At 70.3% G+C, this 26,385-nt stretch carries 28 protein-coding genes; 7 read left to right on the plus strand and 21 right to left on the minus strand.

Annotated elements, in window-relative coordinates:
* Window positions 1-254: 254 nt before the first annotated feature.
* Window positions 255-914 (minus strand): endonuclease NucS, encoded by a 660-nt coding sequence (gene nucS, locus ACFQV6_RS03150; RefSeq protein ID WP_378025775.1) that lies wholly within the window; start codon window positions 912-914, stop codon window positions 255-257.
* A gap of 60 nt (window positions 915-974) precedes the next feature.
* On the opposite strand from nucS, the gene ACFQV6_RS03155 reads away from it, so the two are divergent.
* The 4 genes from ACFQV6_RS03155 to ACFQV6_RS03170 all read left to right on the plus strand — a co-directional run bounded on the left by ACFQV6_RS03155 (window position 975) and on the right by ACFQV6_RS03170 (window position 6,424).
* Window positions 975-1,595 carry a DUF4126 domain-containing protein gene (locus ACFQV6_RS03155; protein ID WP_378025776.1) on the plus strand — a complete coding sequence of 207 codons (621 nt, stop codon included), beginning with the start codon at window positions 975-977 and terminating at the stop codon, window positions 1,593-1,595.
* 8 nt (window positions 1,596-1,603) lie between these two features.
* The gene (locus ACFQV6_RS03160) at window positions 1,604-2,950 is read left to right on the plus strand and encodes a hypothetical protein (RefSeq protein ID WP_378025777.1); all 1,347 of its coding nucleotides are present in this window, start codon (window positions 1,604-1,606) and stop codon (window positions 2,948-2,950) included.
* A gap of 116 nt (window positions 2,951-3,066) precedes the next feature.
* Window positions 3,067-5,685, plus strand: a complete 2,619-nt coding sequence (locus tag ACFQV6_RS03165; RefSeq protein ID WP_378025778.1) for an FtsK/SpoIIIE domain-containing protein — start codon at window positions 3,067-3,069, stop codon at window positions 5,683-5,685.
* Window positions 5,672-6,424, plus strand: a complete 753-nt coding sequence (locus tag ACFQV6_RS03170) for a hypothetical protein (protein WP_378025779.1) — start codon at window positions 5,672-5,674, stop codon at window positions 6,422-6,424. The genes ACFQV6_RS03165 and ACFQV6_RS03170 overlap by 14 nt, the downstream gene beginning before the upstream one ends.
* 161 nt (window positions 6,425-6,585) lie before the next feature.
* Here ACFQV6_RS03170 and ACFQV6_RS03175 read toward each other — a convergent pair whose 3' ends face one another.
* A complete protein-coding gene (locus ACFQV6_RS03175) occupies window positions 6,586-7,434 on the minus strand; it encodes a 3-hydroxyacyl-CoA dehydrogenase family protein (protein ID WP_378025780.1) in 849 nt (282 codons plus the stop codon).
* 119 nt (window positions 7,435-7,553) lie between these two features.
* Between ACFQV6_RS03175 and ACFQV6_RS03180 the strand changes: the two genes are divergently transcribed.
* Window positions 7,554-7,904 carry a hypothetical protein gene (locus tag ACFQV6_RS03180; protein ID WP_378025781.1) on the plus strand — a complete coding sequence of 117 codons (351 nt, stop codon included), beginning with the start codon at window positions 7,554-7,556 and terminating at the stop codon, window positions 7,902-7,904.
* A 10-nt stretch (window positions 7,905-7,914) separates the two neighbouring features.
* On the opposite strand, the gene murA is transcribed toward ACFQV6_RS03180, so the two are convergent.
* A complete protein-coding gene (gene murA, locus ACFQV6_RS03185) occupies window positions 7,915-9,204 on the minus strand; it encodes a UDP-N-acetylglucosamine 1-carboxyvinyltransferase (RefSeq protein ID WP_378025782.1) in 1,290 nt (429 codons plus the stop codon).
* A 42-nt stretch (window positions 9,205-9,246) separates the two neighbouring features.
* Between murA and ACFQV6_RS03190 the strand changes: the two genes are divergently transcribed.
* Window positions 9,247-9,825 carry a cob(I)yrinic acid a,c-diamide adenosyltransferase gene (locus ACFQV6_RS03190; RefSeq protein WP_378025783.1) on the plus strand — a complete coding sequence of 193 codons (579 nt, stop codon included), beginning with the start codon at window positions 9,247-9,249 and terminating at the stop codon, window positions 9,823-9,825.
* 2 nt (window positions 9,826-9,827) lie between these two features.
* On the opposite strand, the gene ACFQV6_RS03195 is transcribed toward ACFQV6_RS03190, so the two are convergent.
* The 14 genes from ACFQV6_RS03195 to glyA all read right to left on the minus strand — a co-directional run bounded on the left by ACFQV6_RS03195 (window position 9,828) and on the right by glyA (window position 21,659).
* Entirely contained in the window at window positions 9,828-10,634 is an 807-nt protein-coding gene (locus ACFQV6_RS03195) for a PhzF family phenazine biosynthesis protein (RefSeq protein WP_378025784.1), read from the minus strand.
* 10 nt (window positions 10,635-10,644) lie between these two features.
* Entirely contained in the window at window positions 10,645-11,118 is a 474-nt protein-coding gene (locus ACFQV6_RS03200; protein WP_378025785.1) for a DUF2550 domain-containing protein, read from the minus strand.
* Window positions 11,119-11,126: 8 nt separating this feature from the next.
* Window positions 11,127-11,408, minus strand: a complete 282-nt coding sequence (locus ACFQV6_RS03205; RefSeq protein WP_378025786.1) for a F0F1 ATP synthase subunit epsilon — start codon at window positions 11,406-11,408, stop codon at window positions 11,127-11,129.
* Between the two features lie 79 nt (window positions 11,409-11,487).
* Entirely contained in the window at window positions 11,488-12,612 is a 1,125-nt protein-coding gene (locus ACFQV6_RS03210; RefSeq protein WP_378025787.1) for an LCP family protein, read from the minus strand.
* Window positions 12,613-12,797: 185 nt separating this feature from the next.
* On the minus strand, window positions 12,798-14,237 hold the full coding sequence (gene atpD / locus ACFQV6_RS03215) for a F0F1 ATP synthase subunit beta (RefSeq protein ID WP_378025788.1): 1,440 nt from the start codon (window positions 14,235-14,237) through the stop codon (window positions 12,798-12,800).
* Entirely contained in the window at window positions 14,237-15,169 is a 933-nt protein-coding gene (locus ACFQV6_RS03220; RefSeq protein ID WP_378025789.1) for a F0F1 ATP synthase subunit gamma, read from the minus strand. The genes atpD and ACFQV6_RS03220 overlap by 1 nt, the downstream gene beginning before the upstream one ends.
* Before the next feature lie 2 nt (window positions 15,170-15,171).
* Complete coding sequence (gene atpA, locus ACFQV6_RS03225; protein WP_378025790.1) at window positions 15,172-16,743, minus strand: F0F1 ATP synthase subunit alpha; 1,572 nt, start codon at window positions 16,741-16,743, stop codon at window positions 15,172-15,174.
* Window positions 16,744-16,819: 76 nt separating this feature from the next.
* On the minus strand, window positions 16,820-17,641 hold the full coding sequence (locus tag ACFQV6_RS03230) for a F0F1 ATP synthase subunit delta (RefSeq protein WP_378025791.1): 822 nt from the start codon (window positions 17,639-17,641) through the stop codon (window positions 16,820-16,822).
* Window positions 17,641-18,189: a F0F1 ATP synthase subunit B gene (locus tag ACFQV6_RS03235; protein WP_378025792.1), complete on the minus strand. Its 549-nt coding sequence runs from the start codon at window positions 18,187-18,189 to the stop codon at window positions 17,641-17,643. The genes ACFQV6_RS03230 and ACFQV6_RS03235 overlap by 1 nt, the downstream gene beginning before the upstream one ends.
* Before the next feature lie 26 nt (window positions 18,190-18,215).
* Window positions 18,216-18,446 (minus strand): F0F1 ATP synthase subunit C, encoded by a 231-nt coding sequence (locus ACFQV6_RS03240; RefSeq protein ID WP_378025793.1) that lies wholly within the window; start codon window positions 18,444-18,446, stop codon window positions 18,216-18,218.
* A 73-nt stretch (window positions 18,447-18,519) separates the two neighbouring features.
* Window positions 18,520-19,308, minus strand: a complete 789-nt coding sequence (atpB, locus tag ACFQV6_RS03245) for a F0F1 ATP synthase subunit A (RefSeq protein WP_378025794.1) — start codon at window positions 19,306-19,308, stop codon at window positions 18,520-18,522.
* A gap of 14 nt (window positions 19,309-19,322) precedes the next feature.
* Window positions 19,323-19,484 carry a hypothetical protein gene (locus tag ACFQV6_RS03250; protein ID WP_378025795.1) on the minus strand — a complete coding sequence of 54 codons (162 nt, stop codon included), beginning with the start codon at window positions 19,482-19,484 and terminating at the stop codon, window positions 19,323-19,325.
* 288 nt (window positions 19,485-19,772) lie between these two features.
* On the minus strand, window positions 19,773-20,288 hold the full coding sequence (locus ACFQV6_RS03255) for a hypothetical protein (RefSeq protein WP_378025796.1): 516 nt from the start codon (window positions 20,286-20,288) through the stop codon (window positions 19,773-19,775).
* Between the two features lie 81 nt (window positions 20,289-20,369).
* The gene (gene glyA, locus ACFQV6_RS03260; protein WP_378025797.1) at window positions 20,370-21,659 is read right to left on the minus strand and encodes a serine hydroxymethyltransferase; all 1,290 of its coding nucleotides are present in this window, start codon (window positions 21,657-21,659) and stop codon (window positions 20,370-20,372) included.
* Window positions 21,660-21,791: 132 nt separating this feature from the next.
* On the opposite strand from glyA, the gene ACFQV6_RS03265 reads away from it, so the two are divergent.
* Window positions 21,792-23,282 carry an SDR family oxidoreductase gene (locus ACFQV6_RS03265; protein ID WP_378025798.1) on the plus strand — a complete coding sequence of 497 codons (1,491 nt, stop codon included), beginning with the start codon at window positions 21,792-21,794 and terminating at the stop codon, window positions 23,280-23,282.
* On the opposite strand, the gene ACFQV6_RS03270 is transcribed toward ACFQV6_RS03265, so the two are convergent.
* The 4 genes from ACFQV6_RS03270 to prmC are packed head-to-tail and all read right to left on the minus strand — an operon-like array spanning window position 23,241 to window position 26,348.
* Entirely contained in the window at window positions 23,241-24,200 is a 960-nt protein-coding gene (locus ACFQV6_RS03270; RefSeq protein WP_378025799.1) for an L-threonylcarbamoyladenylate synthase, read from the minus strand. The genes ACFQV6_RS03265 and ACFQV6_RS03270 overlap by 42 nt on opposite strands.
* A complete protein-coding gene (locus tag ACFQV6_RS03275) occupies window positions 24,197-24,793 on the minus strand; it encodes a phosphotyrosine protein phosphatase (RefSeq protein WP_378025800.1) in 597 nt (198 codons plus the stop codon). The genes ACFQV6_RS03270 and ACFQV6_RS03275 overlap by 4 nt, the downstream gene beginning before the upstream one ends.
* 1 nt (window position 24,794) lies before the next feature.
* Window positions 24,795-25,439, minus strand: a complete 645-nt coding sequence (locus tag ACFQV6_RS03280; protein WP_378026249.1) for an L-threonylcarbamoyladenylate synthase — start codon at window positions 25,437-25,439, stop codon at window positions 24,795-24,797.
* 36 nt (window positions 25,440-25,475) lie between these two features.
* Window positions 25,476-26,348: a peptide chain release factor N(5)-glutamine methyltransferase gene (gene prmC / locus ACFQV6_RS03285; protein ID WP_378025801.1), complete on the minus strand. Its 873-nt coding sequence runs from the start codon at window positions 26,346-26,348 to the stop codon at window positions 25,476-25,478.
* Between the last annotated feature and the right edge of the window lie 37 nt (window positions 26,349-26,385).

The following is a 26,385-nucleotide window of genomic DNA, read 5'->3' on the forward strand; positions in this document are numbered from 1 at the left end:
CAGCACGGAGAAGCTACACAGTGGATGGTGAACTCAGCCCTCGGCCCACTCCAATCACGGAAAGTGGGCCAGAACCCATCCCTGCCCCCAAACCGTTCCGGCCGCGAGGGTGAGAGAAACCGCAGGTGGGGGCCACGGGAGGGTGGGCGCGAGCGGGGAGGGCGCACGAGCGGGGAGGACGCACGGGCGCGGGGAGGGCGCACGGGCGGGAGGGCGCGGCGGGAGGAGAGGGCGCGGCGGGAGGAGAGGGCGGGTTAGAAGAGGGTTAGTTCGTTGCGTTCCATGCCGCGGAGTTTGTCGTAGTCGATCACGACGCAGCGGATGCCGCGGTCGGTGGCGAGGACGCGGGCCTGGGGTTTGATCTCCTGGGCCGCGAACACGCCCTTGACCGGGGAGAGGAGCGGGTCGCGGTTCATCAGTTCGAGGTACCGGGTGAGCTGCTCGACGCCGTCGATCTCGCCTCGGCGTTTGATCTCGACGGCGACCGAGCCGCCGGTGGCGTCCTTGCACAGGAGGTCGACGGGCCCGATCGCCGTCATGAACTCGCGGCGGACGAGTGTCCATCCTTCACCGAACGTCTCCGGGTGCGCCGCCAGCAGCTCCTGCAGGTGTGCCTCCACACCGTCTTTCTGCAGGCCTGGGTCCACCCCGAGGTCGTACGAGTAGTCCTGGAAGATCTCCTCGAGCGTGATCCGCAACTCCTCGCCCGCCTTGTTCACCACTTTCCAGACGCCCGGCGCCTCCTGCAGCTTGCAGGGCGGGCTCATCCAGTTCAGCGGCTTGTAGGCACGGTCGTCGGCGTGGATCGACACCGAACCGTCGGCTTTGACCATCAGCAGCCGAACTGCCGGGGGCAGGTGGGCGGAGAGACGGCCGACATAGTCCACGGAGCACTTCGCGATGACCAGGCGCACCGGGCGACACTACCCGACTGCTGACGGGCGGCGTTCGCGTGCCGGTGCCATGCTGGATTCGTGTTCGAAGTATTGACCGGTACCGGCCTGGCCGCATCAGCCGGCCTGAATGCCTACATCCCGCTGCTCACGATGGGTCTGCTGGCCCGCTACACCGAGGCGATCAACCTTCCGGCCGGCTCGGCCTGGTTGGAGAACGGCTGGACACTGGTCATTCTCGGTCTGCTGCTCTCGATCGAGGTGGTCGCGGACAAGGTGCCGATCGTGGATCACATGAACGACATCGTGCAGACCTTCGTCCGGCCGACCGCCGGTGGTCTCGCGTTCGGTGCCGGTTCCGCCTCGGAGACGGTGACCGTCGCCGACCCGGGTTCGTTCTTCACCTCGCACCAGTGGGTGCCGATCCTCGCCGGCGGGCTCATCGCGCTGGGTGTGCACGGCGTGAAGGCCGCCTCCCGGCCGGTGGTGAACGCCACCACTGCCGGTTTCGGCGCTCCGGTCGCCAGCACGGCTGAGGATTTCGGCAGTGTGGTGATGTCGGTTCTGGCGATCCTGCTGCCGATCCTGGTGCTGTTCGGCCTGGTCATCATGCTGTGGGCCGCGTTCTGGGTGCTGCGGCGCCGGCGGCGGCGCAAGCGCGAGCGGATCTCCGGTGTCGAGACCCGCCAGTTGTTTGGTTGACTCTTCCGGTGCCCGCTGTCGCCGTACCCGCTTTTGCCCTCGCCTGGTGGCTGGCCTGTTACCTGATCGGGCGTGATCCACGGCGGTGGGTGCTCCGGTGGCCGGCGGCCGCACTCGGGTCGTACGCGATCGGTGTCGCCGCCTGGACCCTCGCCCCGGGTGGCATGGCCGCCGAGGTCCTGCTCTGCCTGCCGGCCCTCGGTTTCGCCGGTGCGGTGGTCGCGTTGCTGCCGCTGACGCCGCGGGAACGGCGCCCGGTGGACCGCGGCGCCCTGGTGCTGGGCCTGCTCTTCCTGGTGATGGTGATCGCCCTGCCCGGTCTCGGCCGGCTGGTCGCGCTGAGCCCGCTGATCGGCGGGTTGACGCTGCTGTGGCGCCTGCGGTCGCAGGTGACACCGCGGATGCTTCCGGCCGCGCTGACCTTGATGGCGGTGCTGTACGCGGCCGGCCTGGCCCTGCTGCTGTCCCCGGCCGACGTGGGCGGCGGCGCGGCGCTGATCGGCGCGATCGGCGTGGATCTGCTGGTGGTCGGCTATCTGATGGCGGTGGCGCACGCCACGGAGGCGGGTGAGCGGCTGCGCCCGGACCTGCGCCGCTCGCTGGCCGCGGGGATCACCGCTCTGCTGCTCACGGGCGTGCCGGCGGCGGCGACCTTGATGATTGTTTCCGGTCACGATGTGGTGGCGGCTCTGCAGTTCGGGATCGTTGCGGTCGCGGCGGCGCTGGCCGGGCTGGGCGGTCAGGTACGCCGCCTGCTGGACCGGGTGGCGCTGTACGACGATGCTCCGCTGCGCTCCGACCGCGATTCGCTGTTCCTGAACGCGGACGCGCTGTTGCGGCGGCGGGAGCCGAGGCGGCTCAGCACGATCGGCGAGCCGGAGTTCCTGCGGCTGACCCGGCGGGCGCTCAACGACTTCGGTGATCTGGACCGGCTGGCACGCAGCCCGCTGACCGATCTGCCCATGGTGGAGCGGCGGCTGGCGGGACGTGAGGATCAGCCGCGGGCCCGGGCCCGGGAGTTGCGGGCGGTGTTGCGGGAGAACGTCTCGGCGCTGCGGCCGCCGGGCCAGTTCGACACCTCCGACGACTGGCGGTACTACAACGTGCTGCAGTTCTGCTGCGTGCTGGGCCTCAATCCGTACGTGCGGCGGCCGCGGAGCGACGGGATGAGCCGGGAGGCGCGGCAGGCGGTCGACTGGTTCCGGCGGTACGTGCCGCGTGACGTGAACCGGCAGTGGCAGCGGGAGGCGGCGATGATCGTGGCCGAGGCACTCTGGACGGAGGTGGGTGGACGCCATCGTGTCGCGCCAGCACCGCGGACCCCTACGGACGAGATCACAACACGCCAGAGCTAGCGGAGCCCGGCGGACGAGATCACCACACGCCAGAGCCAGCGGAGCCCGGCGGATGAGATCACGACACGCAAGGGCTAAAGGCCCAAACGGGTCGGAAATGGTTAAAATCGCCCACCATGGGCAGTCACCGCAACGCGCTGGTCGCCGCGGTCCGGCAGGAACTCGCCGAGGCACGCGGGACTGCTCGGGCGGTCCTGGCCGCCGCCGAGACCGCGCGTGGTGAGGCGGAGCACCGGCGGCGGCTGGTGCGTGACGCGTACGCCATGTGCCTCAGCCAACTGTCGGCAGCCAGAGAGGCCGCCCGCGACGACATCGAGCGGCGGTTCCGGGGCGAGGCGGGCCGGCTCTCCAGCCACCTGCGCGGCCTGGCCACGGTCAGCGCCGGAGGGGCGGCCGGAGCGCCGTGGCGGCTCTGGGCACCGAGCGAACCGGAACCCGGCGACCGGCCCGGGCTGCTGCGGATCGGCGGCATCACGTTCGACGAGCGCACCGCGCTGCCCGGCCTGATCCCCCTGCTCGACGCGGCCCACCTGCACCTGGACGGGCCAACGGCGGCACTGGACGAAGTGATCACCGGTGTGCTGCTGCGGGTCCTCGGCAGTACGTGCCCCGGCGACGTCCACCTCACCATCTACGACCCCGAGCACCTCGGCGGGACGCTCGCACCGTTCGTACCCATGGGCCCGTCGTTCGTGGGGCCCGGCGGGCTCGGTTCCCTGCTGGACGAGCTCGTCGAGCACATCTGCCGGGTGAACGAGACGGTCCTGGCCGGACGGCACAGCTGCCTCGCCGACCTGGTCGCCGCGACACCGGGACCGCGGCCGGAACCGTGGAAGCTGGTGGTGCTGCTCGCCGACCGGGCCACCGCCGCCGAGCTCACCGGTGCGCAGCGGGCCCAGCTCAACCGGGTCGTGCGTACCGGGGTGTCCTGCGGGGTGCACCTGGTGATCCGCGGGCTCGAGGTGGAGGACGACCCGACGGTGGAGCGGATCACGGTCCGGGACCGGGGCGCCGCCACCTGCACCTCGTTCGGCAAGCTCCCGATCCGGCTCGACCCGCCGCCCCCCGCCGAGCGGATCGCGGCGTTCTGCCAGAGCACCGCCGACCGGATGCGGACCGCCCGGGCACCGGCCCGGCTGGCCGACCTGGAGCCGGCCAAGTACTGGACCGAGTCTTCCCGGCACGGCCTCGTCGCTCCGATCGGGGACAGCACCGACGGCACCCTGATCGAGGTGCCGCTCGGCGACGACCCGCCGCACGCGCTGATCGGCGGGCCGTCCGGCTCCGGCAAGACCAACCTGATCTACGCGTGGCTCGGCTCGCTCGCCACCCGGTACGGACCCGAGGAACTCGCCCTCTACCTGCTCGACTTCAAGGAGGGCGTGTCCTTCGCCCGCTACGCCCCGGGCCCGCGCGACCCCAGCTGGTTGCCACAGGTACGCCTCGCCGGCATCAACGTCAACGGCGACCGGGAGTTCGGCCTCGCCATGCTCCGGCACCTCGGTGAGGAGTTGCGCACCCGGGCACAGGCCGCGAAACGGTGCGACGCCGGGAAGCTGGCCGAACTGCGTGCCGAGGACCCGGACGGGCACTGGCCACGGATCGTCGCCGTGATCGACGAGTTCCAGGTGCTGCTCGACGGCCGGGACGCGGTCGCCGACGAGGCGGTCGCGCTGCTGGAGGACCTGGCCCGGCGCGGGCGCTCGCAGGGCATCCACCTGATCCTCGCCTCGCAGGAGGTGAGCGGCATCCAGGCGCTGTGGGGCCGCCCCGGGCTGATGGGCCAGTTCACGCTCCGGATCGCGCTGCCCAAGGCCCGCCGGATCCTCGCCGACGACAACCTGGCTGCGGCGGTCATCCCCCGGTTCCACGCGGTGGTCAACACCGAGTCGGGGGTGGCCGGGGCCAACCGGGTCGTCCGGCTGCCGGACGCCGGCGACCGCAGCGCGTGGCGGACCCTGCAGCGCAGGCTCTGGCGAACCCGGCCGGCCGGCTGCGAGGAACCGCGGCTCTTCGACGGCGACGCGGTACCCCGGCTGCCGGGCGTCTACCGGCCGTCGGGGCGGGTGCCGACGGCGGACACCCCGGTCGGATCGTCGCCGGGAGCAGTTCTGGGGGAACGGATCGACGTGGCGGCGCAACCGGCGCGGCTGCGGCTCGGGCGGATGCCGGGCCGGAACCTGGCGGTGCTCGGTACCCGTACCGAAGAAGCCTGTGATGTCCTCGCCGCCGCCGCACTCTCCCTCGCCGCGCAGGGTCCCGCCCACTTCAGCGTCGTCTGCCTGGCGCCGGAGGCGGAACGCGGCGCGGCCCGGCTGGTCGCCGAACTGCCGAGCGCCGACTGGTACGACGCGTCCGACGTCCACTTCGACCTGCCCGGCACGGACGTCCCGCACTACGTGCTCGGCTATGCCCTCGACGCCGCCGGCATCGAACACCGGACCGCGCTGCGGACGCTGCTCGCCGAAGGGCCGGAGCGGCGCACGCACGTGCTGGGCTGGTGGCGATCGGTGGCCCGGCTCCGCGACGACCTCGGCGGGGTGGGCGCCCGCTTCGACACGATCGGTGCCTGGGTGGCACTCGACGTCCAGGGTGCCGATCTGGCACCGCTCCATCCGCAGCCCGGCGGGCCGGTCTGGTATCCGCGGGCCCGGCGGGCGCTGTTCTTCGACCGATCCGTGCACCGCACACCCGAAGTGATCATCCCGTACGAGGTGAACAGTGACCACACGTGACCGGCAGCCCCTCGGCCGCGACTACCAGCTGATGGTGAGCGCCCTCGCGGACGTGACCCGTCGCCGCGACGCCGAACTGGACAACGCGGAGCAGGCGTACCAGGACAGTGCCGCGCGAGCGGCCGGCGAGCTGGCCCGCGCCGAGAGCGATGCCATCGCGGCGGACCGCTGGGCGGGTGCGGCGGCCGCGCAGGTGCTGGACGTGGACCGTGAGGCTGCCCGCCTCTGGGACCAGCTGCGCCGGGCGCGCGGCATGCGGGTACGGGCGCTCGGCGAGCTGCCGGAGCCGGCACCTGTCGAGGCACTGCCCCGGGTCGCGTTGCAGCGGCGGCCGTCGACGGAGGACGAGCCGGCGCCGGGCCGGCAGTCGCCACGGACCCTGCTGTCGCGTGCGGCGGACCGGATCGACGTGACGGTGCGCCCGGCGGGACGGCGGTCGCTGTCACGGTGGGCACTTCCGCTGCTGCCGCTGGTGGGCGCGGTGGGTGCGGCGCTCACCGGTTTGATCGCCGCGGGCCTGGTGACATTCGGGGGTACGGGAGTGTGGGGCGGTGTGGTCATCCGGGGAGTGGGGTGGCTGACGTTCCTGGTGGCGCCGTCGGCCGGGGTGCCGGTGGCGGCGTTGCTGGCGCATCGCCGGTTGCAGGCGCGGCTGGACATCGGCGGGATCGGGCTGACGCTGCTCGGCGGGATGGTGGCGGCAACGCTGCTGTCGTTGTCGTTCGCGGCGTCCCGCTGAGCGGCTGACCCTGCGGAGCGCTGAGGCGGCTGAGGCCGTGCCGGAGGACGGCAGCCGCCGCAGGCGGAGAGCGGGACTGCCGGGTTTGGGGACCGCGCTGACCGTACGTCTGCGGTTGAAGGAAGCCGGCACAGCGCAAAGCCGCACCGGCCCCACCCAGATCAGTACGAATAAAACCCTTTGCCGGTTTTGCGACCGAGGTCGCCGGCCTGGACCATGCGCTGCAGAAGCTCCGGCGGGAAGAACTTCTCATCGGCCGTATCGCGATAGATGTTGCTCGCCGCGTTGAGCATCACATCGAGCCCGGTCAAATCGACGGTGGCCAGGGGCCCCATCGCGTGACCGAAACCGAGCTTCATCACCGTGTCCAGATCCGCGGCGCTGACCACACCGGACTCCACCAGCTGGATCGCTTCGACGAGGATCGCGGAGAAGAGGCGGTTGGAGACGAAGCCGGCGACATCCCGCTTGACCTCGACGCACGTCTTGCCGACCTCTTCGGCGTAGTTACGCGCGGACGCCAAAGTGGCGTCGGAGGTCTGGTAGCCGCGGACCAGCTCGACCAGCTTCATCATCGGCACCGGTGAGAAGAAGTGGATGCCGACGACCGATTCCGGTCGGGAGGTCACGGTGGCGATCTGGGTGATCGGGATGGCGGAGGTGTTGGTGCCGAGGATCGCGCCCGGCTTGCAGATCTTGTCCAGGGCGCGGAAGACCTCGTGCTTGGCCTCGACCTTCTCGAAGATCGCCTCGACCACGATGTCGGCGTCGGCGGCCGCGTCGAGATCGGTGGTGGGGGTGATCCGGGCGAGGGCCGCGTCGACGTCGGCCTCGGCGATCCTGCCCTTGGCGGCGAAGCGGCTCAGCGAGTCCTTGATCGCGGACATGCCGCGGTTGAGCGAGGCGTCGTCGACGTCCCGCATGGTGACCTGCCACCCGGCCTGCGCCGAGACCTGGGCGATGCCGGAGCCCATCAATCCGGAACCGATGACCGCGAGACGACCCGCCATGTTCCCCTCCTTCATTCAGGAGTCAGCAGTCTAACGGCGCTACTTAACGGAGGTTCAGCACGGCTCTCGATCGGGGCAAATACGGAGAATTCAGCGAACAGCGGTGCCACACTGTGCGCATGGCCACGAGCGACGGCTGGTACCTCATCGGACCGTTGATCGCCGTCGGACTGGTCGGCTTTCTGGGCGCGGTGTTCTGGCGTATGGGCCTGCAACCCACCGGCCCGGCCGGCGGGGAACCGGCGCGCGACAGGTATGCGGACGGCCTCACGATCTTCGGCGATCGGGAGGATTACGGCCTGCTGTGGCCGGCGGCGGTCACCGACGACACCGAGGTCGCCGACGAGATCCGGCGGCTGCTCGGCGACGCGGGCATCCGGGCCACCACGGCGATCCGGCGGGACGGCCGGGTGAGCGTCCTCGTCTTCTGCGAAGAGGTGGAAGAGGCGAGACGCCTGGTGTCCAGTTGACGCCCGGAGCCTAGAAGTCGAACGTCGGCTCGGGCACGTCGGTCCGCTCCACGTCCACACCGAGACGCGCCAGGTCGGCGACGAAGTCCGGATAGCCACGGTCGATGTGGTGCACCTCACCCACCTCGGTGATCCCGTCGGCGCAGAGTCCGGCGATCACCAGGCCCGCACCGGCCCGGATGTCGGTCGCGCGGACTGGAGCGCCGGAGAGCCGCTCCTGCCCGTTCACCACGGCGTGGTGCCCGTCGGTACGGATGTCGGCCCCCAGCCGGACCATCTCGTTCACGAACATGAACCGGCCGTCGAAGATGTTCTCGGTGATCAGCGAGGAGCCCTCGGCGACCGCCGCCAGGCCGAGCGCCATCGGCAGCAGGTCGGTGGCGAAGCCCGGGTAGGGCAGGGTGACGATGTCGACGTGCCGGGGCCGGTCGGCCATCCGCACCCGGAACTCGTTGTCGCCCGGCTCGACCACGGCACCCGCGGTCACCAGCTTGTCCAGGGCGATGTCCAGGAATTCGGGCCGGACACCCCGTACGGTCACGTCGCCACGGGTCATCGCCGCGCCGAACGCCCAGGTGCCGCCGACGATCCGGTCGCCGACTGTGGTGTGCCGGACCGGCTTGAGCGGCCCGTCGACGCCCTCCACGATCAGCGTCGACGTGCCGGCGCCCTCGATCCGGGCTCCCATCGAGTTGAGCATCTCGCAGATGTCCACGATCTCCGGCTCACGGGCCGCGTTGTCGATCTCCGTGACCCCCTTGGCCAGCACCGCTGCCATCAGCAGGTTCTCGGTGGCGCCGACGCTCGGGAAGTCCAGCCAGATCTTCGAGCCGCGAAGCCCGGCCGGCGCCGAGGCGATCACGAAGCCGTGCTCGTTGGAGATCTCCGCACCCATCCGGGCCAGGCCGGAGACGTGCATGTCGAGGCCGCGGGAGCCGATCATGTCGCCGCCCGGCAGCGCCACCCGGACGTAACCGCGCCGGGCCAGCAGCGGGCCGAGCACGCAGATCGACGCGCGCAGCCGCCGGACCAGGTCGTAGTCGGCCTCGGCCCCCGGCTCGGAGGGCACGTCGATGATGGCCTCGCTGCCGGACAGGCTCACGTCGCAGCCGAGCCGGCGCAGCACCTCGGCCATGATGGCGATGTCGGTGATGCGCGGCACGTTCGCCACCACGCTGCGGCCCTCGGCGAGCAGCGCGACCGCCATGAGCTTGAGCGCCGAGTTCTTCGCCCCACCGACCACGACGTCGCCGACGAGGCGGGCCCCGCCCTTCACCCTGATCACATCCACGCGGGCCATGGTATGGGCCCGCACCCACCTCCGCTCCGTAGGGTGGGTCGCATGGCTGTGCATCTCACCCGCATCTACACCCGTACCGGCGACGCCGGGCAGACCCGTTTGGTCAACAACGAGGTGGCGCCGAAGACAGCGCCACGCATCGCCGCCTATGCCGACGCCGACGAGTGCAACGCCGCGCTGGGTGCGGCGCTCGCCCTGGGCGATCTTTCAGAGGAGGTACGGGCTGTGCTCTCCACGATCCAGAACGACCTCTTCGACCTCGGCGCCGACCTGGGCAATCCGCTGTCCGAGGAGCCGCCGGCGTACGAGCCGCTGCGGGTCACCGAGGAGTACGTCACCCGGCTCGAGGGCTGGTGCGACGAGTTCAACGACAGGCTTACGCCGCTCGACAGCTTCGTTCTTCCGGGCGGCACCCCCGGCGCGGCCCTGCTGCATGTGGCGCGCACCGTGACGCGACGCGCGGAGCGGACGGCCTGGGCCCTTTACGAGCAGGAGCCCTCACGTACGAGTGTCCTGCCCGCGAAGTACCTGAACCGCCTCTCCGACCTGCTCTTCATCCTGTCCCGCCTGGCGAACCCGGACGGCGACGTCAAGTGGGTCCCCGGCGGCGCCCGGACGTGACGCTAAGCGTGCAGCTCGCCGTCGATGACGGTGACGGCGTGGCCGCTGATCTCGGTGCGGTCGCCGCGCAGGGCCACCCGGACGAGGCCGCCGCGCGGTGACGCCTGATACCCGGTCATGTCGTCGCGGCCGAGCCGGGCGGCCCAGTAGGGCGTGAGAGCCGTGTGGGCGCTGCCGGTGACCGGGTCCTCGTCCACACCGACGGCCGGGCCGAAGAAGCGGGAGACGAAGTCGTAGGCGGCTTCGCCGGCGGCCGCTGTGACGATGACGCCGCGCCGGGAGAGCGGGACGAGCGCGCGCAGGTCGGGGACGATCGCGCGGACCGTCTTCTCGTCGGCCACCTCGACGAGCAGGTCGTCGGTGTTCGGGCCGGTGTGGTGCACGGCCAGGATCTCGGTGCCCAGCGCGGCGGCCAGCGCCGGATCGGCCTCGACCGGTGTCAGCGGCGCGGTCGGGAAGTCCATCGTGAGCATGCCGTCCGGGCCGGGCGCCGCGGTCAGGATGCCGCTGCGGGTGGTGAACCGGACCGGGCCCGCCGCCCGCAGGACGTGGGCGGCGGCGAGGGTGGCGTGCCCGCACAGGGCGACCTCGACAGCGGGGGTGAACCAGCGGAGCGCCCAGTCCGCGCCGGAGCCGGGCGGCAGGGGGTGCAGGAACGCCGTCTCGGCGTGGTTGACCTCCGCCGCGACCCGCTGCATCCAGGCGTTCTCGGGGAAGGCGTCTTCGGCGCGGGCCTCGAGGACGACCACCCCGGCAGGGGCGCCCGAGAAGGGCCGATCGGTGAAGGCGTCGACGATTCGGATCCGCATGGGACCCAGGCTAGGCCTGCGGCTCGGTCGGCCGGGGGCCGAACACCGGCCGGCTGCCGAGCGCACCCGGATCGCGCGGCGGACCGGCCTCCAACCAGGAGAGGAACCCGGTCACGGTGGTCTCCGCCATGGCGATCTCGAGCTGGACGCCGGCGGTCTCGCACCGCAGGACCACCCAGTGCCCCGGCATGGTGAGCCGCTCCGGACCGGCCGGGAGACGACGCTCGCGCACCGCGAGGGTTCGCCGGTCGAGCACCCGCTTGGGGCGGATCGCCAGGCTGAACATGCGGTGGAACCGGAGCTCGTCGCCGACGAACTGACCCAGGCCGGCCGACCATCCGCGCCCGGGGACCATCGTGCTGATCCGGACCTGGACCCGAATGGTTCCGCCGCCCTGCCTGAGCAGACGGCGGCGGAAGAAGACGGCGAAGAGAAGTACGAGCAGCGCGACGACGCAGATTCCGGCAATCTCCAGAACCCGCATCGCCGGTGTCAGTGGGTCTCGGGCGTGGCGGGCGTGGCGCTCTCGGCGAGCACCGTGACGCCGTTCGCGTCGATCGAGAGGAAGCCGCCCGCGACGTCGTAGGTCAGCTGCTCGCCACCGGCGAGCTTGACCCGGACCTGTGAGGGCTCCTTGAGCAAGCCGAGCAGCGGCGAGTGGCCGGGGAGGACGCCGATCTCACCCTCGGTCGTCCGCGCCACGAGCATCTCCGCCTCGCCGGACCAGACCTTCTCCTCGACGGCGACGACTTCGACGTGCAGCTGGTTGGCCACGCTGTCTCCCTTTACGCTGCGGAACCGAACGGGTGAAGTCTAATCGGCGCCCCGTCACACCGTGGTACGGGGTGCCGACTCAGCCGTTCCGGCTCACATACTCCGGATTGTCGAGCAGGAATTCGGCGATCCGGTCCTCCCGGACCGCCTGGAAGAACTCGTCGGTGCCCGGCGCGAGTTGCTCGCCCTGATACCTCCCGCCCTGCATCAGCGCCCCGCCGGGCAGCTTGATCAGGGTCATGTCGTCGGTGCTGACGTTGCGCAGCGCGAGACCCCAGTCGAGGACGCTGTGCCCCTCGCCGAAGAAGGTGAGCGAGTCACCGGCGGCGTCCAGGACCTTCAGCAGCGTGGCCGGGTCGGACACCACGTCCTTGCTCATCGCCTGCTTGGCCATCGCCTTGACGAACTGCTGCTGGTGCCGCTGACGGTCGTAGTCCCCGCCGGGCAGGCCGTAGCGCTGGCGGACGTAGTCGAGGGCCTCCCACGCCTGAAGGTGGTAGGTGCCCTTCCGGTAGGTCTTCTGCGGGCCGACGTACGGGTGGTCGCAGCTGTTGTCGGCGCACTCCGGCCGTTTGGGGCGAGGTTTGCCGTCGGGCTGCAGGTGCTCCGACTTGACGTTCTGGTCGATCGTCATCGTGACGCCGTCCATCGCCTCGACGATCTTCTTGAAGCCGCCGAAGTTGATGATCGCGCCGGAGTCGAACTCGCTGATGCCGGTGAGGTTGCTGACCGTCTTGGCGAGCAGCGTGAAGCCCTGCTTCACGTCGTGCCGGCCGTCGCCGACGGCGCTGCCGAAGGACATCGCCGCGTTGATCTTCGAGCTACCGCCGCCGAAGCCGGTCGCCGGGAAGGGCGGGATCTCCACGTAGAGGTCGCGCGGGATGGAGAAGAGGTAGACCTGGTCCATCGAGGCCGGCACGTGGGCCACGATGATCGAGTCCGAGAGCGGCGCCGTCTTCGTGTCGCGCGGGTCGATGCCGGCGAGCAGGATGTTCACCGGGCCCTTGATGTCCGCGGCCGCCTTGGTCGCGCCGGCCGCCGGGCCGCCGAGGATGCTGCTGCCCGAGTCCATCGCACCGGTGTATTTCGCGATCAGGGTCCGACCGGTCACGAGCACGCCGCCACTGGTCACCATCAGCACCGCACCGAACACGGCGCTGAGCCGCGCCCACCACGGCGCACGGCGCTTTCCAGACTTGCCCACCCGATCCTCAATTCCTGTCGGACCCGTCAATCGACCACGAGTAATCGCAGGTCAGGCCCATGCGGCGCCAAGCATACCCAGACGGGAGGACGACTTCACCAGTCCCTTTTGTCCGTTTCAGGACCGAAAAAGAGCCGCACCGGCAGTATCCGCCGGTACGGCTCTCTCACGATGTGAGGGCTGGATCAGCCCTTCATCAGCTCGTGCGCGTTCTTCTCGAGGTCCTCAAGACCACCGCACATGAAGAAGGCCTGCTCCGGGAAGTTGTCGTACTCACCCTCGGAGATCTTCTTGAACGCCTCGATGGTCTCCTTCAGCGGGACCGTCGAGCCGGGAACGCCGGTGAACTGCTCCGCCGCGTAGGTGTTCTGCGACAGGAACCGCTCGATACGACGGGCCCGGGCGACCGTGACCTTGTCCTCCTCGGAGAGCTCGTCCATACCGAGGATGGCGATGATGTCCTGCAGGTCCTTGTACTTCTGGAGGATCCGCTGGACCTCACGGGCGACCGCGTAGTGCTCGGCGCCGACGAACTCCGGTGCCAGGATCCGCGAGCTGGAGGCCAGCGGGTCCACGGCCGGGTAGATGCCCTTGTCGGAGATCGACCGCTCGAGGTTCGTGGTCGCGTCCAGGTGGGCGAAGGTGGTGGCCGGCGCCGGGTCGGTGTAGTCGTCGGCGGGCACGTAGATCGCCTGCAGCGAGGTGATCGCCTTGCCACGGACCGAGGTGATCCGCTCCTGGAGCTCGCCCATCTCGTCGGCCAGCGTGGGCTGGTAACCCACGGCGGACGGCATACGGCCGAGCAGGGTGGAGACCTCGGAACCGGCCTGGGTGAACCGGAAGATGTTGTCGATGAAGAGCAGCACCTCCTGGTTCTGGACGTCCCGGAAGTACTCCGCCATGGTCAGGGCGGTCAGGGCGACCCGGAGGCGGGTGCCCGGCGGCTCGTCCATCTGGCCGAAGACCAGGGCGGTCTTGTCGAGAACGCCGCCCTCTTCCATTTCCAGGATGAGGTCGTTGCCCTCACGGGTGCGCTCGCCGACGCCGGCGAACACGGAGGTACCACCGAAGTTACGGGCCACCCGGATGATCATCTCCTGGATGAGCACCGTCTTGCCCACGCCCGCGCCACCGAACAGGCCGATCTTGCCACCACGCACGTACGGCGCGAGCAGGTCGAGCACCTTGATGCCGGTCTCCAGCATCTCGGTCTTCGGCTCGAGGTCCGCGAACGCCGGCGGCTTGCGGTGGATCGACCAGCGCTCCTGGATGTCCAGCGTCGACGGGTCGACGTTGAGCACCTCGCCGAGGGCGTTGAACACGTGGCCCTTGGTCACGTCGCCGACGGGCACCGAGATCGGCGCGCCGGTGTCGGTGACCTCGGCGCCGCGGACCAGGCCGTCGGTCGGCTGCATCGAGATCGTGCGGAGCAGGTTGTCACCCAGGTGCTGGGCGACCTCCATGGTCAGCGTCTTGGTGCCGCCGGAGAGGGTGACCTCAACGTGCAGCGCGTTGAAGATCGCGGGCATGGCGTCACGGGGAAACTCGACGTCGACGACCGGGCCGATGACCCGGACGACGCGGCCGACAGCGGTCTCCGTCTTGGGCTGAGCTACAGCAGTCATCACACATCACTTCCCGCCGCGGCCAGCGCGTTGGCGCCGCCGACGATCTCACTGATTTCCTGGGTGATCGCAGCCTGCCGCGCGGAGTTCATCTCGCGCGTGTACCGCTTGAGCAGGTCGTCGGCGTTGTCCGACGCACTCTTCATCGCCCGCCGGCGCGAGGCCGACTCACTTGCCGCCGAGTCCAGCAACGCCGTGTAGAGACGGGTGTTGAGGTACTTCGGCAGCAGCGCGTCGAGCAACTCGTCGGCGTCCGGCTCGAACTCGTACGCCGGGCGCAGCTCGGACTTGTCGCCGTCCTCCTGCGCCTCGACCTGCACCGGCGCGAGCGGCCGCGCGTTGGCGGACTGCGTCATCAGGGACTTGAACTCGGTGCTCACGATGTGCAGCTCGTCCACGCCCGCGATGTTCTCCGGCCCGAACGAGCCGTCCGTTTCCGAACCGGCGGCGAACGCCTCGATCAGCGCGTCGCCGATGCGCTTCGCGTCCTCGAACGTCGGGCGCTCGGAGAAGCCGGTCCAGCTCGCGGCGACCTCCCGGTTACGGAACTTGTAGTAACCGACGCCCTTGCGGCCCACCACGTACAGCGCCACTTCCTTGCCCTCCGACTTCAGCCGGGAAATCAGCTGCTCGGAGGTCCGGATGGCGTTGGCGTTGTAGGCGCCGGCCAGGCCCCGGTCACTGGTGATCAGCAGGACACCCGCCCGCTGGACGCGCTCACGCGCGACCAGCAGCGGGTTGTCGACCGAAGCGTTGGACGCCAGGGCGCTCAGAACCTTGGCGATCGCCTCCGAGTACGGCCGGGAGGCTTTCACCCGCTCCTGAGCCTTGGCGATCCGGCTGGTGGCGACCAGCTCCTGCGCCTTGGCGATCTTCTTGGTCGACTTGACGGTGCGGATGCGCCGCCGCAGCGCCTGTACCTGACCGGCCATGACTAGCTACCGCTTTCGCTGGTCTCGGTCGCGCCGCTCTGGAAGACCTGCTTGAACTCCACGACGCCCGACTTCAGGCTCTCGATGTTGTCGTCGCTCAGAAGGTTCGTCGACTCGATCGAGGTGTAGACGTCACTGCGGTTGCGCTTGACCCACTCGAGGAACTCGCCCTCGAAGCGGCGCACCTCACCGACCGGGATGTCGTCGAGCTGGCCGGTGGTACCGGCCCAGATCACGATGACCTGGTCGACGGTCGAGTACGGCGAGTACTGCGGCTGCTTGAGCAGCTCGACCAGGCGGATGCCCTTTTCCAGCTGCGCCCGCGACGCCTTGTCCAGGTCGGAGGCGAAGGCCGAGAAGGCCTCCAGCTCACGGAACTGGGCCAGGTCGAGGCGAAGGCGGCCGGAGACCGAGCGCATGGCCTTGACCTGCGCCGAACCGCCGACCCGGGAGACCGAGGTACCGACGTTGATGGCCGGGCGCACACCCGAGGCGAACAGGTCCGACTCGAGGAAGATCTGGCCGTCGGTGATCGAGATGACGTTGGTCGGGATGTAGGCCGAGATGTCGTTGGCCTTGGTCTCGATCAGCGGCAGGCCGGTCATCGATCCGCCACCCAGCTCGTCGGAGAGCTTGGCGCAGCGCTCCAGCAGGCGGGAGTGCAGGTAGAAGACGTCACCCGGGTACGCCTCGCGGCCCGGCGGGCGGCGCAGCAGCAGCGACACCGCGCGGTACGCCTCGGCCTGCTTCGTCAGGTCGTCGAAGACGATCAGGACGTGCTTGCCGTTGTACATCCAGTGCTGCCCGATGGACGAGCCGGTGTACGGGGCGATGTACTTGAAGCCGGCCGGGTCGGACGCCGGAGCAGCCACGATCGTCGTGTACTGCAGTGCGCCCTGCGCCTCGAGAACGCCGCGGATGCTGGCGATCGTCGAGGCCTTCTGGCCGATGGCGACGTAGATGCAGCGAACCTGCTTCTCCGGGTCGCCGGACTCCCAGTTCGCCTTCTGGTTGATGATCGTGTCGAGCGCGACCGTGGTCTTACCGGTCTTGCGGTCGCCGATGATCAGCTGGCGCTGGCCACGGCCGATCGGCGTCATGGCGTCGATCGCCTTGATGCCGGTCTGCAGCGGCTGCTTCACCGGCTGGCGCGCCATCACGTTCGGCGCCTGGAGCTCCAGCTCGCGGAAGCCCTCGTTGGCGATCTCGCCGCGGTCGTCGATCGGGTTGCCCAGCGCGTCGACCACGCGACCCAGGAAGGCGTCGCCGACCGGGACCGAGAGGACACGGCCGGTGCGCTTGACCGGCTGGCCCTCCTCGATCTTCGCGAAGTCACCCAGGACCACGGCGCCGATCTCGCGGACGTCGAGGTTCAGCGCGACACCCAGCGTGCCGTCGGCGAATTCCAGAAGCTCGTTCGCCATCGTCGAGGGCAGGCCCTCGACGTGCGCGATTCCGTCGCCCGCATCGGAGACGATGCCGACCTCCTCGCGGGAGACCTCGGGCGTGTAGGACGAGACGTAGCGCTCTAGCGCCCCCCGGATCTCGTCCGAGGAGATGGTCAGCTCGGCCATCCTCTGCCTTCTCTGTCTAGCTCGGGACGTCGCCGCCGCCGAGGGGCTTCTCGATAGGAAAATCGAGGGGAAAGGACTATTTAGCGAACGCCTGCTTGGCCGCGTTGAGCCGCCGCAGGATCGTGCCGTCGTAGAGATCGGAGCCGACCCGGACGCTGACACCGCCGATGACCGCGGGATCGACGCCGACCTTCAGCGAGACCTCCCGGCCGTAGATCGCGGCCAGCTTCGCGGCGAGCGACTGCTCCTCGGTGTCGGTGAGCGCCTTGGCCACCGTCACGTAGGCCACCTCGCGGTCCCGCTTCGCAGCGGTCAGCTCGACCAGCCGCGACAGCGAGGTCTCGAAGCCACGACCGCCGAACCCGACCAGCGCGACCTCGACGAGCCGTCCCGTCGCCACGTGGACCTTGCCTTTCAGCAGGTCCTGTACCAGCTTAACCCGGCGCTCCAGAGACGCACCGGGGTCACTGAGCGTGACGGCAAGGACCGAGTCGCCGGAGACGATCTGGCTGAACCGGAACAGTTCGTCCTCGACCTCGGCCAGCTTGTCGTCCTTGGCGGCCGAGGCCAGCAGGGTGTCGACACCCAGCCGCTCGGTCGCGTCGAGCAGGTCCGCGGGCTTGGAGAACCGGCCGTTCGCCAGGGCCGCCAGTACGTTCACCGACGCCTGGGAGACCTTGCCGGACAGCAGTCCCTTGAGCAGGCCGGCCCGGTCCGGGCCGGGCCGCGACGGGTCGGTGAGCGCCCGGCGCAGCCGCGGCTGGGCCCGGAGCAGCCCGGCCACCGACAGGATCTCGTCGGCGACCGTGGCCAGCTGCGCGGGTGTTGCCGAAGCCGTGTTGGCGGTGAGCTGCTCCGACGCGTCGGCGTAGGCCTCGCGGCTCGCGCTCGACGCCATCAGCGCCGCCCGGCCGAGTCGAGGTCGTTGATGAAACGCTCGACAGTGCCGCGGGTGCGGGCCTCGTCGGCCAGCGTCTCACCGACGATCTTGCTCGCCAGGTCGACGGCAAGCGTGCCGACCTCGGCGCGCAGCTCCCGGACGATGGACTCGCGCTGGGCGGTGAGCTGCTCGTTGCCGGCCGCGATGATGCGGTCCGACTCCTCGCGAGCCTTGGCCAGCACGTCCTGACGGATGCCCTCGGCGTCGGCCCGGGCCTCGTCGCGGATGCGAGCGGCTTCGGTACGAGCCTCGGCGAGCTGGGTCTTGTACTGCTCCAGCAGCTCGTTCGCCTCGGCCTGCGCGGCCTCGGCACGCTTGATGCCGCCCTCGATCGCGTCCACCCGCGCCTGGAACGTCTTCTCCATCTGCGGGAAGACGAACTTGATCAGCACGAAGCAGAGCACGGCGAAAGCGATCGAGCCAACGACGATCTCCTGCCACACAGGAATGATCGGGTTGTGCTCGGTGGCACCTTCCTCGGCTGCCGCCAGATAAAGGTTGATCATGTGAACCTCCTAGTCGAGGTTGAAGATCAGAGCTGGCCCTGCCAGATGAAGCCGAAGGCGATGCCCAGCAGGGCGAGCGCCTCGATGACGGCGAAGCCGATCCAGACGTACGGCAGGGTCAGGCGGGACGACTCCGGCTGACGGGCGGTCGACTGGATGTACGCCGAGAAGACCAGACCGACACCGATACCAGGGCCGATGGCGGCAAGGCCGTAACCGATGGCGGCGGTGCTACCAACAACGTCGGCGACAAGCATTCTCTGTTCCTCCTGTATCTCGCGTGGTTGTCACGCGGGACGACAAACGGGGTGTGACTCGTGCGGGTATTACTCAGTGCTCGTCGGCGAGCGCGCCCTGGACGTAGCTCGCGGTCAGCACCGTGAAGACGTAGGCCTGGAGACAGATCACCAGGAACTCCAGAAGGGTCAGCGCGATGGTGAGACCCCAGGAGAGAACCGCGAACGGCGCGTAGATGGCGTTCGCGCTGATCATCGCGAAGCCGCCGAGCGTGAACACCAGCAGGAGCATGTGACCGGCGAACATGTTCGCGAAGAGACGGACCGCCAGCGAGAAGGGGCGGACCAGGAAGGTCGAGAAGAACTCGATCGGCACCAGCAGCGGCAGGATGAACCACGGGGCCGGCGGCTTGAGGGCGTGCATGATGTATTTGCCGACGCCGTGATGACGCATACCGACATAGATGAACATCACATAGCTGATGACCGCGAGAACCGCCGGGAAAGCGATGTGCGACATCGGGGAGATCTGCACCAGCGGCACGATTCCCCAGAAGTTGTTCAGCAGGATGAAGCAGAAGAGCGTCGTGAGGTACGGCGCGAATCGAACACCCGCCGGACCGATCATGTCGACCGCGATGTTGTTCCGCACGAATCCGTAGAGGCTTTCCGCCATCCACTGCTTCTTGGTCGGAACGAGCTGCGGCTTCCGGTACGAGGCCAGGAAGAAGACGATGATGATCGCTACGGCCAGCCAGACCAGCAGCGTGATCTTGGTGAACCAGTAGTTGTTGTGTTCGCCCCACGGCAGGATGCTGGGCAGGTAGAAGTCCTCGACGCTGGGCGGGAATGCCGCCGCGAGGACCGTCGACTGACCGATCACCGTTGCCCTTCCTGTCAGGCGCCGAGCCGGCGCACGATGAGGTACACACCGCCGCCGATACCGAGGACCGAGCCGATACCGGCGAAGATGCCCCTGGTCCCGACGAAGTGGTCGACCAGCCAGCCGATTCCGCCCCAGACCAACATGCCCGCGAGGAGATAAGAGACAGCGACCATGCCGACTCCCGAGTCGGGAGGCAGGTTGGAACCGTCGTCACCGCGGGGTTCTGGGGGAGGTTTCTGGCCGGTCATGACGGCCCGAACGATATCAGCAGGAAACACGAAGCTAAGCGGGACCCCCCGCACAACCACGGTTGTCCAGGCGTCAGGGGTCTCGCAACTGGAACGACACGGTACTCCTGTCACGCCAAATCGGAACACGGCGCGAGCGGCGAGGTCACCGGATCGTGGTCGCTTGACCGACTTGACCCCGTCTGAGCTGGGGAAAGCCGGTGCTGTAGATCACTATCTGACAGTTCTCCCGTAGAGCCACCAGGCCTGCGCCCCGGTCCATACCATCACGCCGGCCACGATTCCCAGCCCCAGCGCGGTCTTTCCGGACCAATCCGACGACACTCCGTAGGCCAGGATAACGCCCAGCAACGTGTATTTCAGGACATACGTCAGAAGCCCCATCGGCATCAGCAGAGCCGGCCGCACCGTGTCCGCCCAGGCGATGACCAGCGTGGACATCGTGTAGCTGACCGTCACGATCAGCACGCCGACGGCCGCGCCGAGGGCGGCGTCCGAGCCGCCGGTGAAGAAGCCCACCGAGGCGGCACAGGTCAGCAGCGCGAAACAGACCGCGGAGATCAAGGGCAGATGTTCGACCCGCCAGCGTGGGTCTGCGGGCAGGGCGGGCAGGTCCGGCAGGGGAAGCTCGTCCTCATCAAAATCATCGGGTACGGCCGGAGCCGTGCCCGCCGGATCGAGACCGTCCCCCGAGCTGCGCTCGGCTGCCGCCGGTCCTCCACGACTCACGCTGTTCCTCCTCCGGCGCTCTTCCGGCCGCTGCTTCGCCGCGGCTCTCTTCCGGCCGCTGCTTCGCCGCGGCGCGGTCGATCACGCCATAGCCTCTTGCTCCGCGTAGAACGGAAACCGCCTGACCAGTGCCGACACTTCCGTGCCCACCCCGGCGAGCTGATCCGCACCGCCCGCCGTCGCCGGGTCGCTGCGCACCGCCACCCCGATCAGCCCGGCGATCTCCCGCATCTCCCCCTCACGCATGCCCTGCGAGGTGATGCTCGGCGTGCCGACCCGGATCCCGGAGGCCACGGCCGGCTTCTCAGGATCGTACGGAATCGCGTTCTTGTTCAGTGCGATCCTCGCACTCGCGCACCGCGCCTCCGCTTCCTGGCCGGAAACGCCCAGGTCGCGCAGGTCGAGCACGGCGAGATGGGTGTCGGTGCCGCCGGTGACGGGACGCATGCCCTCGGCCACCAGCCCCGCGGCCAGCGCCCGGGCATTACGGACCGTCTGCTGAGCGTACCCCCGGAAGGCCGGCATGCCCGCCTCGCGGAACGCGACCGCCTTCGCCGCGACAGCGTGCATCATCGGCCCGCCCTGCGCGAACGGGAAGACCGCCTTGTCGATGCGCTGCGCCAGGTCGGCACGGCAGAGGATCATGCCGCCTCGCGGCCCGCGCAGCGCCTTGTGGGTGGTGCAGGTGACGACGTCGGCATACGGCACCGGCGAGGGCACCGCCCGGCCGGCCACCAGGCCGATGAAGTGTGCCGCGTCCACCAGCAGGTAGGCGCCCACCTCGTCGGCGATCTCGCGGAACCGGGCGAAGTCGATCAGCCGGGGGTAGGAGGTGGCCCCGCAGATGATCAGTTTCGGGCGGTGGGCCAGCGCGAGGTCGCGTACCTCGTCGTAGTCGATCTCCTCGGTGTCCGGGGACACCCGGTACGCGATGGGATGGAACCACTTGCCGGAGAAGTTGGCCTTGCTGCCGTGGGTGAGGTGACCGCCGTACGGCAGGCCCATCGCGAGCACCGGATCGCCCGGCTCGGCCAGCGCCGCATAGGCCGCCAGGTTCGCCGCCGCACCGGAGTGCGGCTGGACGTTCGCGTGCTCCGCGCCGAACAGCTCCTTCGCCCGCTCGACGGCGAGCTCCTCGGCCCGGTCCACCAGCGCGCACCCGCCGTAGTAGCGCCGGCCCGGATAACCCTCGGCGTACTTGTTCGCCAGCGTGGAGCCGAGCGCCGCCAGCACCGCCGGCGAGGTGAAACTCTCGCTCGCGATCAGCTGCAAGGTCTCCCGCTGCCGGGCCAGCTCCCCGACGAGCACAGCCGCGATCTCCGGATCGTCGCGCTCCAGCGCGCCGAAGTCCGGCCCCCAGAAGGTGCCCACCCCTGGCCTCCCGACCTCGAGGTCCCGCCAGTACAAGACCCTGCGAGAAATGAGCATATGGCTTCAAGGGCCCTGCTCGGGGGCACAGTCAATACGGGGTCGCCCCGGATTTGCACAGCGGGAGGGTGAAGGATGCGAAGCCTCGTCACAGGAGCCACCGGTTACATCGGTGGCCGCCTCGCGCCACGTCTGCTCGACGCGGGCCACTCGGTACGCTGCCTGGCCCGCGACGCCAGGCGCCTGCGCGACGCACCCTGGGCGGACCGCGTGGAGATCGTCCAAGGGGATCTCACCGCACCGGAGACGCTGCCGGCCGCCATGGAGGGGGTCGACGTCGCCTACTTCCTGGTCCACTCGCTGGGGCGCAGCGACTTCGAGGAGGTCGACCGGGTCGCCGCCGCCAACTTCGCGGCCGCCGCTCGCGCCGCGGGCGTACGCCGGATCGTCTACCTCGGTGGCCCCGAGCCGGCACCCGGCGACCGCCCGTCGCCCCACCTGCGCTCCCGCGCCGAGGTCGCCCGCATCCTGCTGGAGAGCGGCGTGCCGACAGCGGTGCTGCGCGCCCCGGTGATCATCGGGTCCGGGTCGGCGTCGTTCGAGATGCTGCGCCACCTGACCGAGCGGCTCCCGGTGATGGTCACACCCCGCTGGGTGCACAACCGGATCCAGCCGATCGCCGTCCGTGACGTGCTCCGCTACCTGATCGGCGCCGCGGACCTGCCGGCCGAGGTCAACCGCGGCTTCGACATCGGCGGCGCGGACGTGCTCACCTTCCTCGAGATGATGCGCCGGTACGCCCGGGTCGCCGGCCTGCCCCGCCGCTTCATCCTGCCGGTACGCGTCCTGAGCCCCTGGCTCTCCGCACACTGGGTCGGCCTGGTCACCCCGGTCCCCAACGCCATCGCCCGCCCGCTGGTCGCCAGCCTGGTGCACGAGGCCGTCGCCCACGAGAACGACCTGGCCCAGCTCCTCCCCGGCCCCGAGCCGCTCGGCTTCGACGAGTCGGTACGCCTGGCCCTCGGCAAGATCCGCGACGCCGACGTGGAGACCCGCTGGACCAGCGCCTCCGGCCGGGACGCCGCCGCCGAGCCGCTGCCCAGCGACCCCGACTGGTCCGGCGGCAGCGTCTACGTCGACGAGCGCTTCCGCCCGGTCGCCGCCCCCGCCGACCGCCTGTGGCGGGTGATCGAGGGCATCGGCGGCGAGAACGGCTGGTACTCGTTCCCCCTGGCCTGGTCGGTCCGCGGCTGGCTCGATCGCCTAGCTGGCGGCGTCGGCCTGCGCCGCGGGCGCCGCGACCGCCACCACCTGCGGGTCGGTGAGGCCCTGGACTGGTGGCGCGTCGAGGAGATGGTCCCCGGCTCCCTGCTCCGCCTGCGCGCCGAGATGAGGGTGCCGGGCCGCGCCTGGCTCGAGATGCGTGCCGAACCCGACGGCTCCGGCGGCAGCGTCTACCGCCAGCGCGCCGTCTTCCTCCCCCGCGGCCTGGGCGGACACCTCTACTGGGCTTCCGTCCTGCCCTTCCACGGCATCGTCTTCAACGGCATGGCCCGCAACATCACCCGCACCGCGGAGACCGAGTCACTTCGCGGCGGCGCGGGAGAGGCGGTCACGCACCGCTAGCCAGTCCTCGGTCTGTGGCGGGTCCTGCACGAGAATGGTGGCGACGGCCGCGTCGTCGAGGCGGTGCAGGGCCGCGTACAGGTCGGCGGCGTACTCCCGCGGGTCGGCCGAGAGAGTTTCGGTGCCGTCGTCGCCGGCTCCCTCGTACGTCAGGACGGCGACCGGACCCGCCAGCGTGGACCGATCCACGTCCTGCACGTCCTTCACCAGGAGGACCGTGGCTCGCGGCGCGTAGTGCCGGCGGCTCATGCCCGGTGCGGGCCGGGCCGCGCCGTCCGCGGTCTCGCTGTCCGGCAGCGCGATCGCGCCGGTGACCTCACGCAGTGCGCGCAGGCTGAGCGCGCCCGGGCGCAGCAGGGTGGGCACGGCGGTGGTCAGGTCCAGGACGGTGGACTCGATGCCCCACGAGCAGGCACCACCGTCGAGCACGAGCGGCACGTCCGGGAGGCTGCGGACCACGTGTTCGGCGGTGGTCGGCGAGATGCTCTCGGAGCGGTTGGCGCTGGGCGCGGCGAGCGGCAACCCGGAGGCCTCCAGCAGCCGCAGCGCGACATCGTGTGCGGGGACCCGGATCGCCACGGTGTCGTTGGCGGCGCCGATGCGTGGCAGGTGCCCGGCACGGCGCACGACCAGGGTGAGCGGGCCGGGCCAGAACCGGGCGGCCAGCTCGTCCGCCGCCGCCGGCCACTCGTCGGCCAGCTCCCGGGCAGCCGCGAGACCGGCCACGTGCACGATCAGCGGATTCCAGCTGGGACGGTTCTTCAGCCGGTAGATCTCGCCGATCGCCGCCTCGGAGAACGCGTCGGCGCCGAGGCCGTAGACGGTCTCGGTGGGGAACGCCACCACCGAGCCGGCGCGCAGGATCCGCACCGCCCGGGCCAGCCCCGCGGCGTCCGGGCCGACGATCGCGCCGGTCACGGGAGCAGGAGGTTGGCGAACGGGACGGTGGTGTCCTCGATCTCGTCGCCGATGCGCTGGAACGTCTGGTCGCCGCGGCCCCACGGGTCGTCCAGGTCGTCGGCGGGCTGGGGCTGGGCGTCGCCGCGGAGGTGGGCGACCGCCTCGACGATGGCGACGCCGCGGGCGTGCACCACGTCGGGCTTCGGATCGGCCGGTGGGAGGGCTTCGGCGTCGACCGCGCCGAGCAGACGGCCGAACTCGCCGAGCACGAAGGTGCGCTCGGCGGCCTCCGGGCGCAGGGCCACCACGTAGTCGTACTGGTCGGCGGTGGCGGTGAGGATCAGGTCGGCGTCGTCGATGAAGTCGCCGCGCAGTTTGCGGGCGAGGAAGCCGTCCGGGTCACCGCGGCGGGCGCGGACCTGGCGGGCGGCGGGCGGGTTCATCTCCTCGCCCTCGTGCCAGCCGCCGGTGCCCGCGCTCAGGCTCCGGACCAGCTGCTCGTCGGCGGTGTCACCGGCCCGGTCGCGCACCGCGCGGGCCAGCAGCCGCTCGGCCATCGGCGAGCGGCAGATGTTGCCCATGCAGACGTGCAGAACGGTGAACGGCGCCACGTCAGCCCTGCCCCTCGACGATGTCCGCAACGACGTCACGCAGCTTCTCGAGGGGGATGGCACCGGCCCGCAGCACGAGCGGCACGTCACCGGTCACGTCGACGATCGTGCTCGGTGCGGGATCGGCGGCGGGGCCGGCCTCGAGGTAGACGCGGACCGCGTACTCCAGCTGGTCGCGGGCCTCCTCGGCGGTGACCGGCGCCGGCGAGCCCAGCTTGTTGGCCGTGGTGACGGCCATCGGGCCGACCTCGCGCAGCACCTCCAGCGCTACCGGGTGCAGCGGCATCCGGACCGCGATGGAGCCGCCGGTGTCACCGAGGTCCCACTGCAGGCTGGGCGTGTGCTCCACGATGATGGTCAGCGGGCCGGGCCAGAACGCGTCGGCAAGCTCGCGGGCCGCCCGGGGCAGCGAGTAGACCAGCCCGTCGAGGGTGTGCCGGGAACCGACGAGCACCGGCGGCGGCACCCGGCGGTCCGAGCCGCGCGCGTGGTGCAGCTGCGTGATGGCGTGCGGGGTGAAGGCGTCAGCGCCCACGCCGTACACCGTGTCGGTGGGCATCACGACGAGCTCGCCGCTCTTGGCCGCCTCAACGGCCGCGGCGATGCCACGATCACGGTCGGCGACGGTGGCGCAGTCGTAGAGCATCACGAGATGCAGTGTGCCATGTGACTATCCGCGGTCCTACCGGCGGCGGGCGGTCGCGTACCGGGGGCGGCCGGTGAGGTCGTCGTGGGCGGTCACCTCGCCGAACCGGCCGTCGGCGCGGAGCAGCTCGGGCACCGCCGCGCCGTGCACGTCGTCGTGCTCGATGCCGACGTGACCGCCCGGCTTCAGCAGGACCGCGGCCAGCCCGATCACCGGGCGGATCACCTCGAGGCCGTCGCCGCCGCCGAAGACCGCCTCGGCCGGGTCGTGCCCGGAGACCTCGGGCGGGACAGCGGTGCCGTCCGGCACGTACGGCGGGTTGCACAGCAGCACGTCGACCGCACCGTGCAGTTCGGACAGCAGCCCCGGATCGGTGACGTCGCCCGCCACCACCTCGACCACCGGGTACGCCTCCGCGTTACGCCGCAACCACGTCAGGGCCAGCGGCGAGCGTTCCACGGCGATCACCCGCCCGGCCCGCGTCTCGTCGGCGACGGAGAGCGCGATGGCACCACTGCCGCTGCACAGGTCGACCACCAGGTCGCCCGGCTCGGTACGGTCGATCCCCCACCCCGCCAGCATCTCGGTCTCCGGCCTCGGCACGAAGACCCCCTCGCCGACGCTCAGTTCCAGATGCCGGAACGCCGCGGTACCGAGCAGATGCTGCAACGGGATCCTGCGAGCTCGTTCCGCCACCAGCGAACGCAATCGTGCCGCCTCGCCGGCCCGGATCGAATCGACGAGCAGGAGCCGGCTCCGGGGCACATCCAGCACGTATGCGGCCAGCAGCTCGGCATCGACCCGCGGCGATGCCACCCCCGCCGCACCCAGTTCCGCGACCGCCGCCGCCAGTTCCGGTGCGAGACGGGTTCGATCCGCGGTTTCGCGGGGGTGTTCCTGTTCCGGCATCACGGCATAATCATGAGACGTCGCGCACGCTGAGGAT

Source organism: Actinoplanes sp. GCM10030250, from assembly GCF_042666575.1.
In the GTDB taxonomy this organism is placed as follows: Bacteria; Actinomycetota; Actinomycetes; order Mycobacteriales; family Micromonosporaceae; genus Actinoplanes.